General features: G+C 58.6%; 14 protein-coding genes and 1 pseudogene. All 15 read right to left on the bottom strand.

The window, feature by feature from the left end; translation table 11 throughout:
- A pseudogene (locus tag BV034_RS35145) lies at positions 1-723 on the bottom strand (IS3 family transposase); the annotation flags it as partial.
- A gap of 406 nt (positions 724-1,129) precedes the next feature.
- The gene (locus tag BV034_RS36330; RefSeq protein WP_265593326.1) at positions 1,130-1,264 is read right to left on the bottom strand and encodes a hypothetical protein; all 135 of its coding nucleotides are present in this window, start codon (positions 1,262-1,264) and stop codon (positions 1,130-1,132) included.
- 98 nt (positions 1,265-1,362) lie between these two features.
- Positions 1,363-1,815, bottom strand: a complete 453-nt coding sequence (locus BV034_RS22155) for a hypothetical protein (protein ID WP_050029159.1) — start codon at positions 1,813-1,815, stop codon at positions 1,363-1,365.
- Between the two features lie 1,470 nt (positions 1,816-3,285).
- Positions 3,286-3,720, bottom strand: a complete 435-nt coding sequence (locus BV034_RS22160; RefSeq protein WP_050029160.1) for an NUDIX domain-containing protein — start codon at positions 3,718-3,720, stop codon at positions 3,286-3,288.
- Positions 3,721-3,787: 67 nt separating this feature from the next.
- Positions 3,788-4,318, bottom strand: coding sequence for a hypothetical protein (locus tag BV034_RS22165; protein ID WP_050029161.1), 531 nt, complete (start codon positions 4,316-4,318; stop codon positions 3,788-3,790).
- Positions 4,319-4,571: 253 nt separating this feature from the next.
- Positions 4,572-5,027, bottom strand: a complete 456-nt coding sequence (locus tag BV034_RS22170; protein ID WP_038167105.1) for a hypothetical protein — start codon at positions 5,025-5,027, stop codon at positions 4,572-4,574.
- 149 nt (positions 5,028-5,176) lie between these two features.
- Positions 5,177-6,415, bottom strand: a complete 1,239-nt coding sequence (locus tag BV034_RS22175) for a M20/M25/M40 family metallo-hydrolase (protein ID WP_050029162.1) — start codon at positions 6,413-6,415, stop codon at positions 5,177-5,179.
- 5 nt (positions 6,416-6,420) lie between these two features.
- Positions 6,421-7,440 carry an enolase C-terminal domain-like protein gene (locus BV034_RS22180; RefSeq protein WP_265593327.1) on the bottom strand — a complete coding sequence of 340 codons (1,020 nt, stop codon included), beginning with the start codon at positions 7,438-7,440 and terminating at the stop codon, positions 6,421-6,423.
- A 96-nt stretch (positions 7,441-7,536) separates the two neighbouring features.
- The gene (gene fabD / locus BV034_RS22185; RefSeq protein WP_050029164.1) at positions 7,537-8,469 is read right to left on the bottom strand and encodes an ACP S-malonyltransferase; all 933 of its coding nucleotides are present in this window, start codon (positions 8,467-8,469) and stop codon (positions 7,537-7,539) included.
- 42 nt (positions 8,470-8,511) lie between these two features.
- Complete coding sequence (locus BV034_RS22190) at positions 8,512-9,633, bottom strand: glycerate kinase (protein WP_050029165.1); 1,122 nt, start codon at positions 9,631-9,633, stop codon at positions 8,512-8,514.
- A gap of 86 nt (positions 9,634-9,719) precedes the next feature.
- On the bottom strand, positions 9,720-11,702 hold the full coding sequence (locus BV034_RS22195) for a hypothetical protein (protein WP_050029166.1): 1,983 nt from the start codon (positions 11,700-11,702) through the stop codon (positions 9,720-9,722).
- A gap of 57 nt (positions 11,703-11,759) precedes the next feature.
- Positions 11,760-12,800 carry a glycosyltransferase family 2 protein gene (locus BV034_RS22200; RefSeq protein WP_081888029.1) on the bottom strand — a complete coding sequence of 347 codons (1,041 nt, stop codon included), beginning with the start codon at positions 12,798-12,800 and terminating at the stop codon, positions 11,760-11,762.
- Positions 12,797-14,245 (bottom strand): DUF1501 domain-containing protein, encoded by a 1,449-nt coding sequence (locus BV034_RS22205; protein ID WP_050029168.1) that lies wholly within the window; start codon positions 14,243-14,245, stop codon positions 12,797-12,799. Before BV034_RS22205 ends, BV034_RS22200 begins: the two co-directional genes overlap by 4 nt.
- 5 nt (positions 14,246-14,250) lie before the next feature.
- Entirely contained in the window at positions 14,251-15,570 is a 1,320-nt protein-coding gene (locus tag BV034_RS22210; protein WP_265593328.1) for a DUF1553 domain-containing protein, read from the bottom strand.
- Positions 15,571-15,575: 5 nt separating this feature from the next.
- Complete coding sequence (locus tag BV034_RS22215; RefSeq protein ID WP_050029170.1) at positions 15,576-17,465, bottom strand: DUF1549 domain-containing protein; 1,890 nt, start codon at positions 17,463-17,465, stop codon at positions 15,576-15,578.
- Between the last annotated feature and the right edge of the window lie 9 nt (positions 17,466-17,474).

The following is a 17,474-nucleotide window of genomic DNA, read 5'->3' on the forward strand; positions in this document are numbered from 1 at the left end:
CGGCACACAGGTAGGCGTGCCCTCGCGGCATGGGCACGTACGTGATGTCGGCGCACCACACCTGGTTGGGGCGCTCCACGGCCAGCTCCCGCAGCAAGTACGGGTAGACGCGATGCCCTTCTCCAGGCACGCTCGTGCGCGGACGGCAGTAAATGGCCTCCAGGCCCATCTCACGTCGCAAACGCTGCAAGCGCTTGCGGTTGACCAGGAGGCCATGATCGCGCTCCAGCACCTTCACCAGACGCCGGGTTCCAAGACACGGGTCTTTGAGATAAAGCTCGTCCAGCAGCTTCAAAAGCTGGCGCTCTTCCCCGCTCTCAGGCACTGCCACGTAAGCCAGCCCTGAGCGACTCAGCCCCAACAATTCACATTGGGTTCTCATGCTCAGGACTGGGTGTTCTTTTTCGACCAGCCCGGCAGGTCGTTCCAGATGCCGAGCTGTTTGGACTTTTTTTGCAAAAAGTCGACCTTCACCGTCAGTTCTCCAATCTTGGAGTGCAGCTGCGCACGTTCACGCTCGCGCTCCTCGGAGTCGGACTGGACAGGTTCCTGGCCAAAGACTCCCGCCATCCCGGCCTGCAACGTTTTCTTCCAGTCGGACACCTGCACCGGATGAACGTCAAACTCCTTGGCAATTTCAGAGATGGTCTTGTGTCCCTTGAGCGCTTCAAGCGCCACACGGGCTTTAAATTCAGGATCGTGTCTTCTGCGTCTGGCTTTCATTTCTAATGGTCGGGTTCTGGTTTACTCCAGCCCCGCCCAAATCCAAAACTACAACTTCAGCACTGGTCCGATTTTCGGGGTCCACCTCAGATGGATTGCCCTTCAAAGACACTTCTCCAGCGACAACATTGGAGGGATGCGTGGGCGTCGGACATGGAGCCACACCCAAGGTAGCGACCTCATTCACGACGATGAAACCACCGCCATCCTGTGCGTAGTCAAGCCGACCAGTCGAATTCTCATTATGGGAAGTCCAGGGGTTTGCGAATACCTAACCGCGGTTTTCAAGAGCAGCTCTCGTCACGCCTCGCAGAGCATACGGTTAGTTTCAGACGCTCGACTACCAGTTCTCGAACCGAACACCGTAGATGTGTGCATTGTATCTAACACAACCACCCCTGATCCACTAAAGCATTTGCGTACCGCCATTACTCACGGAGGGTGGTTGTTTGTTCACGGCACCACGGATCAACCGTCCCGCAATGAAGACCTGGAGACTGAGCTTCTTGATCAGTTCCGCGTTGCTTGCAAAGTCACGCATACCTCCAAGGGCATGACAGTTTTTCAACGTAAACCTTCCCAAAACTGAAACCTACTTACCTCATTGGCAGAAGCAATTCCCTTTTGAGACGCAAAGTTTCAACATTTGAAGAAACGGCGGCGCGCCACCTCTCGCCTGTCGTAGTGATCCGGCCGAAATTCCAGTCCCCCTTGTCGTGGAAGATCTCGGGTACGGTTGGACAGCAACTCAGGAACCACCAGGGTTCCAAGGGAGCCGAGGTGCGCCGAGGCCTCGATATCTTCACAGTCAAAGGTAACCGGCGTGAAGTCCATGATGCTCTCGACTCTGAAAGCGACAAATCTGCCTTTGAGCAAACTCACATTCACATCCCCTTGAAATCTTCGGTTCGGTATATGGGCGCAATGGCGGTAGCAGGTCTCGGACTGCAGAATGACACCAAACAAGCCTACAGCCGCAATCTCCGGGTGCTCACATAGGATTGATTCCACATCACCAAGAAAATTCTCGTCGTTAGGAATCAGATCATCATCCATCACTGCAACGTAGGGCGTGGATGCCAGCTTGGCCATATGCCACCTCGGAATGCAAAACCGGTTCTCGGTGGAAGCAGCATAGAGATCCCACCCCAATGCATCCAGCTGGGTTGTAGGATTGTTGTCCCAAAGACACAGTTTCGGCTTCACACTCTGCGCTTACAGAACCCGATGGATCAGATGCACATTTTTGTGCCGAGCGTAGCTGGTCAGGACGACGGTCAACATGCGAATGGCAATGGCTAACGATTAGGATCCAACTTGTTTCGTCTTGGAACTGTGCAGCGACAAATTCCCAAACACAAAATCTAGCAAAGATCTTGAGCCATCTTCAATCTGAGAATCGAGATTCGAGCCCCCTCTTGCCACGCTTCCACCATTTGTGCACCAACGTCATCCATCTGCAATTCATATTTTGATCGAGCGGAAGCCTGCAAAAACTTCGACCAAAACTCAGAGAATACGCACAGTCATGCGTCAAGTTGGAGAATCCATCACGAGAGCGCTATTGCTTGACCTTAGTAAATCGGATGGCAATCATACTTTGTTGTTGAGTGAAGCACCATGAACCTTCCACAACGCGCTTCAGTCTCACTTCACATTGGAAACACACTTCGACTTTCATGGGTCCCATACTTGACGACAATCATTTCGCGCCGCTGATCGACTTGCTTCGAGGTTCAAAATGCGAAATGATAGACAACCCATTCGGAAATCCAGGCGATCAATTAATCGCCATGGGCTTCAGACAGCTATTTGCCAGGAGTGGAATCGAACTAGTGCGGCACGGACGACCTGGCAAAGCATTTGAGCCGTCGGACAAGGCAGACACGCTCCTCTTTTATGGTGGGGGCAATGTAGGTAATTTCTATCGCGCCTCCCCTGGGTTGCGCCATAGCTTAAAATCAATTACTTCACACAGGAAGGTGCTGCTACCTCAAAGTGCTTTCAATCAGGGCGAAGACTTAAGTCAATTCGACCACATTTTTGCTAGAGAGATCTTTAGTTACAGGATCATGCGGCAAATGGGCAACTGCCATCTGGCACCGGATGGGGCCTTGGCCCTAGACCCAAGTTTGGCATTCTCCGACTACGATCACTTGTGCTCACTTCCTTCTACAACGGACCTAGGAGTCTTTCTGCGAGCAGATCAAGAAAAGCCATCTGACCGATCACTCGATCACCTGATGCCAATAAATCAGGGGGATCCCTCCTCGCGGGATCTCGGATGGTTTCGACAACTACCGCATCGGTACCGAGCCTGCATTACCAATCGACTTCACTTTGGCATATGGTGCCTCCTTTTGGGGAGACGAGTATTTTTCACGGCAAATTCTTATCACAAAGTTCTTGGCATTTACAACACCTGGTTGCAACCTCACTCCAGACCTCCCTATAAAGGACTTGCTTCGTTCGTAGACTGCCGCAGCCTCTAGATGTGGGCTCTTGATGGACTTCGCTGGACACTTTCAGGTCCCTCACAATCTTGTTTTCCGCTCCTATCCATCACTGGAACAATAGATCAAGATCGTAAGGCAGAGCCAGTCCCGGCATCGCCTCCCTCGCAAAATAACTCACGCTCCGGGTCTCCTGCACATCGGTGGGCTCACCATCCTCCTTGGCCGCGCATCGATACAGGGCCACGAGGTATTCCACCTGATCCCCGTTCGAGTAGGTGTACCGATATCCAGATCCGCCCAGCAATGCCAGCAATCGGCACTCAGTGCAGATCATTCCCGTCTCCTCCTTCACTTCCCGGGCGACCGCTTGCTCCGGAGTTTCACCAGGCTCAATCGCACCTGCCGGCAGACTCCAGTTGCCGTCATGCATTTCGATCAAGAGCAAACGATCAGCCTCGTCGCGAATGACGGCCGCAACAGAGGGCATGATGAGCAGCCCCTTTCCGTACACACTGCGAAGTTTTTTGTAGTAAGGCGACATCGTTCAAGAGGTTGCAGCTCCGACTCCCGTCTAAGCCGATTTCAGTGTTTTACTGATAGACATGACATCAACCCTTCAGTTTACCACTGGAAATATCCAGCAGTCTTTGCTTCATGTGTTCAATGGCCGACTTCAATTCTCCCGCCCTCCCTTCTGTCGCACCACTCTGGCCTACAATAGCTTGCAGGCGCCCAACCATCTCCACGATTTCCGCTGACGTTATGTGATCCAGCACATCTCTAGCGAGACGTCGCACTTCCACTCTTTCATCCACTAACAGTTTGGCCAGGTGGTTGACTCGGTAGTTCTCTCCGAAGATCTCCGTGGCGTCGTGAAACATTCTATCATACGCTAAGGCTTCAAGGGCCAGCATGCGTTTTTCGGGCTGCTTGGAACCGGCAAGTATATCAATATAGAACTTTAGGAGAAGGGGGTCGCGATCCTTCATTAGGATAAATATTTGCTCATCGTCTGAAGACCAGGGCGATTTTGCTTCCTGTGGTGGGGATTTCTGGTCATCCCCCAACCCATCGACTGCCGAAAGAGCGATTGACACGGCAATCACCTTCAATCCTAGAAGTGCCTTATTGCGAGTCATAGCTGCAAGATGACGTTAAGCTCGGGTAATAGAGCAAGCAACACGGGCGGAGCACCAAATCAGCCAAGCATCTGGGACAAGTCGCGTCATGCTGGGAACTTGATTGGCACCAGCACCATTTTCAATTGCGCAGCTCGAAGTGCCAGCATCATGCCCGCCAAACACCTCCCGAGAGATGCGGTTGTCCGCCAGGGCATACGCATCGCCCCTAGCATTCGGGTGGCTGAGCTTACTCCTGCGCGAACGTCTCATTCTATTTCTCTTTCAACTTTCGCTCATTCCTCAGACGGGCATTCGTGTCCCTAAGCTCAGTCACCCCACCCATCCTCATATGATAGTTACCATCGGGAGACCGCAGACAATCCTTCAGCTGCGAATCTATCCTATACACCTTCGGCTCCAGGTCTTCCAGCCTGTCTGTTGACTTTGGCTCCCACTTGATGCTAATCGATCCATCTGGAGATTCCGCCCAACGACCGCGCCTATGCCAGTCCTCAAGCTGCAACGTTGGCGGAATATTCCACCAAGATGTCATAACCCTTCCATCAGAGAAGAAAATTATGACAAAATCTTCCACATCGCCGTCCAAATAGACGCCAGGAATTTTACTCGCCCTGACTTCATGATCTACGGGATCATCGGGGGCAACCGCTCCAAGGATAGACAACATAACGACCAGAGCGAGCACTAATACGGCGACTGTTTTCATACCATTTCCGTTGACGTGTTACCTCCAACAAACAACTACACTCAACACTTGGACGCGAAGAAGCCCCAACATCTACGTATAAAATGTCGAAAAACAGCAAGAAGATTCTCTTCTGCATGAACAGGATCCTCGCAATAAGGTGGCATCTCTCAGGCCCCTTCCAGTTCCGCCTCACGCCCCAGCAGCTTCAAGATCCCCAGCACATTGATCGCAGCCTTCGGCACAAAGGAAGCCGGCACCACGTACTCGGGCACCTTGGTCCCGTCCGCGCTACGCTCCGAGCAATGAGCATTGGCTCCAAAAGGGCCAAGGCCATCCAGAGTAGGTCCCAGGTGACAAAGATAGTTCGCATCGCTCAACCCACCACGGGGCACTGAGATCACCTGATGATCCAGGGATGCTGCGGCATCAGCCCAGCACTGGAACAACTGCTGCGTGCGTTCGTCATTGGGCCAACCGGGAGTGTCCCCCTCGCAGATCACTTCGATTCTGGGTTCACTCCTCGAAGGATCTCCCTCGGTCGCGAGGGCCTCCACCGCCGTTTGAGCCTCTTTCAAGACATGCGGATCAAAGGCCCGCATCTCGAGTTCGGCCGTTGCTTCATGCGGCACCCGGTTCGTGACCGTGCCTCCGTGAATCACCCCAACGTTCACCGTAAGTCCATCGTCATAGCTGGTCAGCGCTGCCGCCGCTTTCACAGCATCCACCAGTCCCACGATGGCATTGATCCCCTCGGCATGGGAACTGCCCGCATGGGCCGCTTTCCCATGGGCTGTGAGGCGGTAACTCGCCCTTCCTTTCCGGGATGTCACCAGATGATAGGCTCCACCCACCATGGGGCCACCTTCGTACACCAGCACCGCGGTCGCCCCCGGGGGGTTGCGCTCCGCCGTCCTGACTCCAAAGTCGGCACTCATCACCTCCTCCGACGCATTGAGGGCAATGAGCCAGTTCGTTTCCTCGAACACGGTCGGAGCCAGCCGTTGCAGTGCCCCCAGGATCATCCAAATCAGCACGGTGCCGCCTTTGATGTCCACGGTGCCGGGACCATAGATGCGCCCCTCTTCTGGCATGGGCTCCCATTGAAAATTCTCCCGCAACTCCTCCTCGGGAGGAAACACCGTGTCCAAATGAGACACCAGCAGGATCTGCGCTCCGGTTGCCCCTGGACGCTGGAGATAGAGGTGTGATCCGTGCGTTGGATCTGTGGAGGGCACAAACTCGGGCTCAAACCCCAGCTCGGCGAAAGCATCCGCCGTCAGCTTCCCGAGGATGTTCACACCTTCCCGATTGGTGGTGAAGCTGTTGATCCGCACCATGCGCTCCAGCCATTCGAGCGCCTCCGGCATCTGGGAGGTGAGCCAGTTAATCAAGGGCTGTGAATTCATAGCGGTCAAGATGGAGATCCGTCAGCGAGGGATGTCACGCCCAGTCCGGGGAGGTCGCGCAACTGGAGACGTCCCTGCTCATCATACGATACGCCTTGGTAGTCATCGTCCGCCACATACAGATGGCCGTCCAGATCGATCCAGTCGGCAAGCGGAGCCAGATGGGCTGCTGCCGTCACGCCAATGCTGCTCTCGATCATACACCCCAACAGCACGCCCATGCGGCTGGCCCGGGCAAAGCGGATCATCGTCTGGGCCTCCGCAATGCTGCCACATTTGAGTAGTTTCACATTCACCCCATCCACCAGACCCGCCAGCGTCAGCACATCGTCCGGCCCTTGTGCACTTTCATCGGCATAGAGCGGAATGGAATGTGATGGCAGCAGATACTTCAACTCCCGCCAGGACTCAGAGCCGCCATCATGGTGAAACGGCTGTTCCACCAGTGTCAGGTCATACTTGGCCAGCTTGGGCAGGATCGCTACCGTTTCCTCCACCGTCCATCCCCCGTTGGCATCCACCAGCAGCTTGGCGTCTGGCGCCGCCTTTCTCGCGGTGGCCACGATGGCCTCGTCGAACTCGACGTTGCCACTGCCAGTCTTGAGTTTCAGCACCTGAAACTGCCTGCTCACCTGCGCGACTTTTTTCGCGAACTCTTCGAGGTCAGTGGGGATGCTGAAGGATCGGCAACCGGGCGGAGTCTGGGCTGGATCCAGATGGAGCAACTGACCCAGCGTCTGCCCTTTTTCCCGGCCCACCGCATCATGCCAGAGCAAGTCCAGCGCGAGACGCCCCAAGCGTGGGCCATCCTTGGGAGCGGGGCTGCCGTTCCAGTCCAGGGCCTGCAACCATTCCAATGTGACGGCAGCGCTCTCCTTGTAATACGGCACGACGGGAGCCTCTCCCACCGCCCCGTTCCAGCGCAGCCGCAGCACCTGCCGCTCCGTGGAGGTGCCGTGAGCAATCCGAAAGGGTTCCGTGAGTTGCAGGGTCTTCAGCCCGGCTTGCAGGGGTGTTGCACTCATGGAACCGACCATAGAACGACTTGGCCGGACGCACAAGAGCGGCGGCCCTCCGATGAAAGCAGCCGCCCCGAAACCGAAATTTTATCCCCTGGAGGATCAGGCGTTCAACTCTGTCACTGCCGACTCAAGACCTTTCACGTCCTCAATCGAAAGCACCTTCACGCCTTTCTGAATGCGGCCCATGAAGCCACCCAGCACTCCGCCCGGGCCCAGCTCCAAAAAGAGATCATGCCCCTCTTTGAGCAAAAGCTGCATGGATTCCACCCAGCGTACAGAGCCTGTCACCTGGCGCTCCAGGGTGGAGCGGATCACGATGTCACTTGTCACCACATCCGCCTCGTAGTTGCTCACCACAGGAATGCCGGTGACCTTGAAAGAGGTGCTCTGAAGAACGGAGGCCAGCTTGTCCTGAGCAGATTTCATCAAACGGGAATGGTAAGCTCCTGCAACTGGCAACGGCACTGCCTTGCGGATGCCTTTGTCCTTGGCCCGTGCGATCACATTCGCGATGCCCTCCTCCCTGCCACTCACCACGATCTGTCCAGGGGAGTTAAAGTTGGCCACATCCACATCACATTCCGCGGCGAGTTCACGCACGGCACTTTCCTCGCCCCCGATCAGGGCGGCCATGCCACCCTTGGTCTCTTCACAGGCTTCTTCCATGAAGGTGCCACGCTGATAGACCAGCTTCAACCCGGTTTCGAAATCAAACGTGCCTGCCGCGGCATGGGCGGTAAACTCTCCCAAGGACAGGCCCGCACAAGCAGCTACTTCCAGATCTGGGACCAGGTCCTTCAACACCTCCAATACTGCCAGGCCATGGGTGTAGAGGGCGGGCTGACAGCGGGAGGTACGCGTAAGCTCCTCGATTGGCCCCTGAAACATTGCCTCGGAAAGCTTGAAGCCCAGCGTCTCATCCGCACGGTCGATCAAGGCATTGGCTTTGGGATACGCGGCGGCCAGATCCTGGCCCATGCCCACCTTCTGGGCACCCTGGCCCGAGAACAACAAAACAACTTTTTTACCCATAAATTCAACAGATCTAACGAGAAAGTGAATGAGTGAAACGGCTCACACAGGAGCCATAAATTCGTAGTGAGAGGCCCACTTGGTGATGGCCTGCTCGAGGAGTTCGGAGGCTCGGCGGATGGCTTCCGGAATGGGCACCTCAGGGGGTTTCACCTGCACCAGGCCATCAAAACGGCGGCGCAATTCAGGACTGTCATCAATGATGCCACCCACGCCGATCACCCGCTTCCCGACCTCGCGGGCCATGTCAGCCACGCCCAGCGGGCCTTTCCCGTGCAGGGTCTGGGCATCCAGTTTGCCCTCACCCGTGATCACCAGGTCCGCCTCCATGATATGCTCTCGCAGACCTGTGACCTCAGCCACCAGGTCGAATCCGCTCTGGAGACGGGCTCCACAGAAGCTCATCAGGCCAAATCCCAGCCCACCCGCAGCGCCGGCCCCGGGCTCGTTCTGATGATCACAGCCCAGATCCCGGCGCACCATGTCCGCCAACCGGGTCATACGCTGCTCAAAGAACGCCAGGTCCTTCACCCCCTTTTGCGGTCCATAGACATGTGTGCACCCGTGTTCGCCCAGCAGCGGATTGGTCACGTCGCACGCCACCACCACGTCCACCGGCAGGCGATGCGTCTTGGCAATCCGACGCACCTTTTCAATTTCCGCGGGCAGGTCTTCGACGGTCACTTCGTCAGAGTCCAGAAACCTGACGCCCAACGCCGAAGCCATGCCCGTGCCGCCGTCGTTGGTGGCGCTCCCGCCGATGCCGATCAAAATGCGCTTCACCCCCTGCTCCAGAGCATGGAGCATCAGCTCGCCCGTCCCCCGTGTGGTGGCCACGGCAGGATCCAGTGGTAGATCATTCACAATGGCCAGCCCCGAAGCCGCGCTCATCTCCATGACCGCCTCCGTGTGGCCCTTGCGGTCGATGATGCCGTATCGGGCGATCCGGTCCCGTCCCCGGGCGTCGTGGACCGGCGCTTCATGCCACTGCCCGCCCACGCAGGTCATGATGGCCTCGGTAAAGCCCTCCCCGCCATCCGCGATGGGGCATGCGCAGATCTCTGCCTCCACTCCTGCCGCGGCCAGCCCGCGTCGGACGGCATCCGACGCCTCACGGGCGGACAGGGAGCCTTTAAACTTGTCCAGAGCAAGCAGGATACGCATGGTGTCTTCCTAGCAGCAGTGATCGGAGTTTCAACGGTTTCTGGGGAGAACCTTCACCCCATCTTGGGCTGGTTTCGCCCCCGTTGTCATTTCAATTGTTCCCAGTTTGGGTTGCCTTTCCCCTTCTCCAGGAACCAGTGCAGATTGACCTCTTTAGGATCGCTGCCCAGCTTCTTCACCCTCTTCTTGACGGTATCCACCTCGAAGAAGCCGGAAATCGGATAGACCCGCTGGCTCTTGTAGTCCAGGGCCCACGCCATGATCTTGTGTTCCCCCGGAGGGAGTTGCTGGAAGGAAAAGCTCCCCCGGAAACCCGCGAGCCCCTCCTGCTCCAGAGAACCGGGCGGTGTGTGAACAAACTGGAGGTCCCGCGCCATCAGATCGACGAGGTACAGCGGCATCCCCATCACCTGACAGACGTGGAAGATTTCCCAGTGCCCGTCTGATTTGTCTTTGTAGGCAAAAATGACGGCATCCGCCACCCGGACACGATTGGGGAGACACGCGTACCCCTCCACCACCGCCTCGGACTCACCTTCCGCAGAGTGTACCACGCACGACCGGAAGAAGGCGGTGTTCTGGTTCAGCAGCTTCGGCGTCAGGCTAAAGTTGTCCAACCGGGTGTTTTTGAGCATGGGAGGCTTGAGCAGATTGAGCTCGTTGGCCTGTCGGGCGAGATCGCGGTTCCCGGCAATATCCCCTTCCGTATTGTACACCGTGTTGAAGAACAGGGTATTGGCCGCCCCGCGGAGCCGGGAGGATTCCCAGACCGCCATCATGCGCTCGCCGAAGGTCCAGGACACCGCCTGAATCACCACCAGCATGTAGGCCCCCGCCGTCACGGTCTGCACCATCACCTTGTTCCAGTGGGGTCGGCGCTGCCGGATTTCTCGCGAGATCATCCACACCAGCACCACTAGAGCGATCGTCAGCGGCACCGCATGAATGGTGTAGCGGGCATGGATGGCATTGTCCCCAGACTGAGAGGCCCAGCTCCGGCCCACCGCCGTGAGCACGGCCGCCCCCACGGAGTAGCCACCGAAGAGCAGCCACGGCAGGAGACGCTGCCGCAGCGCTTCATCCTTGAACTTCTTCACCCACAAGAGGGAGAACGCCACCACCAGCACCAAGGAAAGCCCGCCCAGCAAAAGGGACGCATCCATCACGGAAACGCTCCAGCCGCGTCCCAGGTGGCACCCCAGGAACCGCACCACAAACTCCAGTCCCTTGCCCGGGTTCTTGAAGAAGGAACTGAAGTTCCTCCCCATGGTCTGCTCCTCCCCCTGCTTGTAGGAGAACTGGGGATCCGTCTCGTTCTTGAGATCTTGGAAATACAGCCCCATGGTCACCAGGAAGACTCCCATCCAGGCTACCAGGAAGAGATAACGACTCTGCGTCTTGGGGATCGCCCCCGACCACAGGATCATCGGGATCATCAGCACCCAGACCAGAATCCCAGTGGCGAAACACTGGGTGGCACACTGGGCACAAAGGACTGCTCCGATGAAGCGGAGCCAGAGCGGCCAACGCGACAGCAGCAGTACCATGGCCAGGGAGAGGAAGAAGGCCGGGCAGATGACCTGGAACATCATGGCCCACAGCACGATACGGTAGTGCACCGGGGAAAAGAGCGCCACACTGGCCAGCGCCAGAAGCGGCCACCAGACCCGGAACGGCGCCCCCGTCGTCTTGCGCAGCAGCACTCCCACATTCACCAGCGTCAAGGCCAGCAGCACCCAACTGAGCCACATCTGCCCCGTGTAGTTCCCGGGCGAGAAATGGTGAAACAGCATGATGACACCCCGGACGAACGCCATCCGGTGCTCCATCTGCACCATGAAGAAGTCCTGCCAGCGGAGGGTGCCCTCGGCGAGCTTGGCATCCATGTGGACGAACATCCAGTCATCCAGGAACGGGATGTTCACCTTGTGCTCCTGAATCAGGCGATTGAGCAGGATCGCGGGCAGCAGCACCAGCAACCAGGGCACGATCCGCTTCAGCCAGGGCCATGCGGTTTCAAACCAGACACGGCTGCGTGTGGCGGGGGCTGGGACAATCTCTGATGCCATAGTACGAGGAAGCGCGGATCAAAGCACCCCCGGTGCCCCTCGGCAAGCATTAGCTCGTCACTCCGTTTTTTCCGCGATCACAGTGACTGGCCGCCTTTTCACTTCTTTGATCACCACGGCCAGATATTCCCCGATGATTCCCAGGCAAAAGAAGAGGGCGGAGGAAATGAAGGAAGTGTAGAGCACTAGCGTCGCTGTGCCGGGATTGGCACCCACATAGTAGCCAAAAAGCGAGAAACTGGGGAAAATCCGATTTAAGAGGAACAATCCTGCGGCCATCAGCGTGATGAACCCCATGAACAACCCGACCAAAGTGGCCAGGCGCAGGGGGGCGGTGCTGAAGTTCACCAGGTTGTTGATCGCCAGCACTCCGAGACGAGTCAGGTTGTACTTGCTCTGCCCGTGGAGGCGCGGCGGCCTGAGATAGGTCACTGTGTCCTGCTTGAACCCCACCCAGGAGCGCAGTCCACGGTGGACGGGGGCCGCCTCCCCGAGGCGGCAGAGAGCGGCGTGCGCCCGGCGGTTCACCACGCAGAAGTCCCCGCTGTCCAGGGTGTAGTCATGCTCCGCCAGCCAGCCCATCAGACGGTAGAAGGTCTTGTAGGCAATGCAGAGCCACCAGGGGGCCTCTTCACGCTTGCCGCGCACCCCAGCGCAGATGTCCACCCCGCCGTCCACCACTCGGCGGTAGAGCTGCATCAGAACATCCGGCGGATCTTGGAGGTCGCAATCGATGACCCCAATGCATTCGGCTCGTGCATTCACGATCCCGGTCCAAACCGCGGGCTGGTGCCCGAAGTTGCGGCTCAGCCGGATTCCCAAGTATCGGGGATCCTTGGCATGGAGATCCCAGATCATGGAAGGGGTGGCATCCCGGCTGCCATCGTCCACAAACAAAATCTGCCAGGAGCCAGCCGTTCCCTCTTCCAGAACCGGAGTCAGTTTCTCCACGAGCACAGGGATCGACTCCTGCTCATTGTAGCAGGGTATCACCACACAAAACTTCGGCAGTGCCGGGGACTCTGTCATCGGCGCGGATACTCCACCGTCGGCCCCGGGATGCAACTGGGAAAAGTCCGCAGAACGCGACCCGATCATGCCAGAATCCCTTTCACCACACTCCCCGACACATCCGTGAGCCGGAAGTCCCGCCCTTGAAAACGGTAGGTGAACCGCTCGTGATCAATACCCAACAGGTGCAGGAGCGTCGCATGGAAGTCGTGCACATGCACGGGGTCCCGCACGATGGCGTGTCCCAGCTCATCTGTCTCCCCATACGTCACCCCCGGCTTCACGCCACCTCCCGCCATCCAGAAGGTGAAGCAATTCGGATGATGGTCCCTGCCTCCCTGCCCCATCTTACCCAGCCGTCCTTGCAGATAGCAGGTGCGGCCAAACTCCCCACCCCAGATGACCAGGGTATCCTTCAGCATGTCCCGCTGCTTGAGGTCGGCAATGAGTGCGGCGCAAGGCTGGTCTACCTCCTGAGCCAGGACGGGGAACCCCTTCTCCATGTTGCTGTGCAGATCCCATCCTGGATGGAAGAGCTGGACGAACTTCACCCCTCGCTCAGCCAGTCGGCGGGCCTGGATGCAGTTCGCGGCGAAAGTCCCTGGGGTGCGAGCCTCGGGACCATAGAGGTCAAAAACGTGATCTGGTTCCCCTTTCAGGTCAGTCACCTCTGGGATGGAGGTCTGCATGCGGAAGGCCATCTCGTACTCCGCCCACCGGGCATCGAGCGCGGCTGCCGTGGCGGCCTGGGAACTCACCCCTGACTGTGCAGCCTGCAGATCCCTCAGACCATCCAGCACCCGCTTCGTCGTGTCGCGGCTCACACCAACCGGGTCTCCCAGGTAAAGTACAGGATCCTTGGAGGCACGAAACTGCACCCCTTCATACTGCGTGGGAAGAAAGCCGCTGCCCCACAACTTGGCACTCAAGGGCTGATCCACGGAACGGCGTGAGATCATGGTGATGAAGGCCGGCAGGTTCTGGTTGTCACGCCCCAGCCCATACTGCACCCAGGACCCCACACTGGGGCGACCTGCCAGAGGGGAGCCCGTCTGAATAAACGTGATGGCCGGGTCGTGGTTCACCGACTCCGAATGCATCGACTTGATGAAACAGAGGTCATCCACCATCTTCGCCGTGTGGGGAAAGGCATCACTGACCCACGCCCCGCTCTGGCCGTACTGCTTGAACGGGTACGAGGAACCTTTGAGTTGGAAGAGCGTCTGATTGCCTGACATGCCCGGCAGCTTCTGCGCTCCCTTGCGATAGCTCTCAGGCAGGCTGTCCCCCTGGCGCTTCAGCAACACCGGCTTGTTGTCGAAGCTGTCCACATGAGACGGCCCCCCGCTCATGAAGAGGAAGATCACCCGCTTGGCCTTGGGTGCGAAGTGCGGCAGTCCCGGCAAACCGGCCAGTCCCGGGCCTGCGCCCGATTCTGCGGCTCCCAACAGGCTGGCAAAAGCCAGGCCGCCCAGACCACAGCCGGCCCGGCTCAACATCTGTCTCCGCGTGAGGTTGGAATAGTCAGTCATGGGGATCAGCGGTTGACGGCTTCCACGTGGCTCATGAGCGTGCGCACCACCATGGCCATGGCCGCCACACGGGCGGGTTCGAGATGTTCATCGGCCACATGGTGGCCGTTCTGGAAGAGGGCTCTGGCTTCATCCTCATGAGCCCGGTAGTGATCAGAGTGCCCGTTCAGCAGGCGCTGCAGGACAGCCTGCTCCTGCCCGGTGGGAAGCCGGCCCAGCAGCAGCCTGAAGGCGGCAGCACAGGCCGCCGCATCATCCTCCCCCGCTTCCTTCAATACACGGGCCGCGAGCACCCGCTGGGCCTCCACGTACTGGGGATCGTTCAGCAACACGAGTGCCTGCACCGGAGTGCTGGTTTTCTCCCGGCGCACCACACAAACCTCACGTGTGGGGGCATCGAACGCCGCCAGATTGGGCGGGGCCAGAGTGCGCCTCCAGAAGGTGTAGAGACTGCGTCGATACAGGCCCTCCCCCTGGCTCTCCACGTAGTTCTGCTGCAAGCCGCTGTCGCGGTAGATTCCCAGCGGCAGGTAGGGATACACACTGGGGCCGCCCACCTTGTCTGCAAAGAGACCACTGGCGGCCAGCGCTTGGTCACGCAGTTCCTCCCCTGCCAGACGCACCACCGGCCCCCGGGCCAGCCATTTATTGGCGGGATCAGCCGTCAACTGCGTAGGATCTTCCGGCATCGCGTTCTGCCCAAAGGTTCCCGAAAGCGCAATCATGCGACACAACCGCTTCACGTCCCAGCCGTGATCACGGAAATCACAAGCCAGCCAGTCGAGAAGTTCCGGGTGAGAAGGAAGCTCCCCGCGAGTGCCAAAATCCTCCGGCGTGCCCACCAACCCGCGGCCAAAGAACATCTGCCAGAGGCGATTGACCGCCACCCTGGCCACTAGCGGATGATGCGGACTCACCAGCCACTGGCCAAAGCCGAGCCGGTTGCGCGGTGCGCCCTCCGGCCACGGCAGGATCTGCTGCGGCACATCCGGCTGCACCGGTTCCCCTTTCTGGCGGTGATCACCCCGCAGGCGCACAAAGGCAGGCCGCGCCATGGGCAGCTCCTGCATCACCATGATCTCCAGCACCTCGTTGGTCACAGCAGTACGAGCCTCGCGTAGTTTCCTTAGCTCCGCCTGCGCCGTCTTCCAGCCATCATGCTTGAGAGCCAGCCACCAGTCCAGCCAGTCTTCAGACTGCGAAGGCACACCGGCCAGGTTCTTCACCTCTCCCGCGGAGATGTCGCGGCCGAACACGTAATACTCGTCCACCCCGCAGTTTTTGAGCGGCGAATCATGCTCGCGCCCGCCCAAGGTGAATCGCACCTGGTCTATGCCGATGTCCCCCACTCCTCACGGCGGGAGATATCCCGCTTCAAGTTGTCATGCACCACCTCCACGGATGCCAGCTCCCCGTTGATGTACATCTTCATGCCTGTGGCCCGGCTGGAGCCGTCATAGGTCACAGCAAGATGACTCCACTGATTCAGCGGCAAGGGCGTCCGAGCGCGAATGCGAACCTCATTACCAGGGAAGAAGTGCATGAGGGCGAAGGACGGCACTTCATGGTCCAGCACCACTTCGTAGCCCCGCCCATCATCATTGCCGCCACGCGAGCAGGCCACCACGGTCGCCCTTTCACGAGTCTCACCTGGCTGGAGCCAGACCGCGAAACTGAAGGCGTCATACTCGTTGAAATCGCCCATGCGTGGGATGTTTATTTCATCGTCCCCCTTCATGAGCATGGCCTTGCCACGCGCACCTTTCTCCACGGGATCCAACTTTACGCGGAGCCGTGCAGACTTCTCCTTGTCCTCACGATTCAACAGCACCCGATCACCGTCCTGCCTGCCCACGGACTCGGGTTCAAAGTCGAAGTGCGCCTTGGCCCGTTGGGTCCAGGGATTGAATTCCCGGTAGCCAAACAGCGCCTTGATGCCATTCACGAGACCGGACTTGGACGCCCCGGGGATCCCATCGTCAGCGATCTGTTTCTCAAAGGCAGGCCTCGCCTCCTTGCGCATGACCTCCAGGGCATGTTCGCGAGTTTCAATCTGATGCTGCAGGTCCACCAGCTTCGCCTCCTGGGAGGCATCTGGCAGCAGCAAGGACGGTGAGGGCGTGGCCTTGGGGCAGAACTGGGAGTACACGCCGTTCTCGTCGATGTTGTCGAAGAAGGCCGCCATCTGCCAGTACTCCCGTTGACTGATAGGGTCGTACTTGTGGTCGTGGCACTTGGCGCACTCAATGGTCAGCCCCATGAAGGCCAGACCATTGGCCCGAACCCGGTCGCTCACCTGATCCAGCCGGAATTCCTCGGGATCACTTCCGCTCTCGTTCGACTGCTGAGCCAGCCGGTTGAAGGCGGTGGCCACCTTCTGATCCCGTGTGGATCCCGGCAGGAGGTCACCGGCAGTTTGGGCGAGGACAAACTGATCGTAAGGCAGGTTGTTGTTGAAGGAGCGGATCACCCAGTCCCGCCAGGGCCACACCAGCATGTCTCCGTCCTCATGACGGCCATAGCTGTCCGCATAGCGCGCCGCATCCAGCCAGTCCTTGGCCAGGTGTTCACCATAGGAGCGCGAGCCTAGCAGGCGATCCACCACTTTGGCCCGTGCATCGGCTTCCGTTCCTGAATTGTCGCCAAGGAAAGAGTCCATTTCCTTGATCCCTGGTGGCAAGCCAGTGAGAGCGAAGGTCACCCGGCGCAGCCACGCTTCTCGACTCGCCGACCCGGCGGGCTCCATGCCGTGGTCCTCCAGCTGCTTTAGCACAAAGGCATCCACGGCCCCCTCCCATCCTGGTGGAAGGGTCTTGGGCGTGGGCACCTCAACCTTCTGAGGTGGGATGAAAGCCCAGTGCTTTTGGTACTCGGCCCCGGACTCGACCCAGCGCCGCAGAGTGGCCTTTTCATCCTCCGTGAGCGTGTTGTGGGACTTGGGCGGAGGCATCACCTCCTCCGGATCCTCTGTCAGAATGCGCTTGATCAGTTCGCTCGCCTCAGGATGACCAGGCACGACGGCCTTGCTGGACAAGGCCCCATCTCGTTCATCAAGCCGCAACTTGGCCTTGCGTTGCCGCTCGTCCGCTCCGTGGCAATTGAAGCAATGGTCGGCCAGAATCGGCCGGATATCCCGGTTGTACTGCAGGGCCGTAGTGGCGTCCGTTGCAGAGACCGGGACCGCAGCCCCGCCCAACATCAAGACGACAAAGGAAGACATCCAAGGATG

The organism is Verrucomicrobium sp. BvORR034, assembly GCF_000739635.1.
In the GTDB taxonomy this organism is placed as follows: Bacteria; Verrucomicrobiota; Verrucomicrobiia; order Verrucomicrobiales; family Verrucomicrobiaceae; genus Verrucomicrobium.

Bases quoted from the DNA above. Each gene is read 5' to 3' on its own strand.
- BV034_RS22200 (WP_081888029.1), bottom strand. From the start codon at position 12,800: ATGATCGGGTCGCGTTCTGCGGACTTTTCCCAGTTGCATCCCGGGGCC.
- BV034_RS36330 (WP_265593326.1), bottom strand. From the start codon at position 1,264: ATGCGTGACTTTGCAAGCAACGCGGAACTGATCAAGAAGCTCAGTCTC.
- BV034_RS22155 (WP_050029159.1), bottom strand. From the start codon at position 1,815: ATGGCCAAGCTGGCATCCACGCCCTACGTTGCAGTGATGGATGATGAT.
- BV034_RS22190 (WP_050029165.1), bottom strand. From the start codon at position 9,633: ATGCGTATCCTGCTTGCTCTGGACAAGTTTAAAGGCTCCCTGTCCGCC.
- BV034_RS22175 (WP_050029162.1), bottom strand. From the start codon at position 6,415: ATGAATTCACAGCCCTTGATTAACTGGCTCACCTCCCAGATGCCGGAG.
- BV034_RS22215 (WP_050029170.1), bottom strand. From the start codon at position 17,465: ATGTCTTCCTTTGTCGTCTTGATGTTGGGCGGGGCTGCGGTCCCGGTC.
- BV034_RS22205 (WP_050029168.1), bottom strand. From the start codon at position 14,245: ATGACTGACTATTCCAACCTCACGCGGAGACAGATGTTGAGCCGGGCC.
- BV034_RS22195 (WP_050029166.1), bottom strand. From the start codon at position 11,702: ATGGCATCAGAGATTGTCCCAGCCCCCGCCACACGCAGCCGTGTCTGG.
- fabD (WP_050029164.1), bottom strand. From the start codon at position 8,469: ATGGGTAAAAAAGTTGTTTTGTTGTTCTCGGGCCAGGGTGCCCAGAAG.
- BV034_RS22170 (WP_038167105.1), bottom strand. From the start codon at position 5,027: ATGAAAACAGTCGCCGTATTAGTGCTCGCTCTGGTCGTTATGTTGTCT.
- BV034_RS22160 (WP_050029160.1), bottom strand. From the start codon at position 3,720: ATGTCGCCTTACTACAAAAAACTTCGCAGTGTGTACGGAAAGGGGCTG.
- BV034_RS22165 (WP_050029161.1), bottom strand. From the start codon at position 4,318: ATGACTCGCAATAAGGCACTTCTAGGATTGAAGGTGATTGCCGTGTCA.
- BV034_RS22180 (WP_265593327.1), bottom strand. From the start codon at position 7,440: ATGAGTGCAACACCCCTGCAAGCCGGGCTGAAGACCCTGCAACTCACG.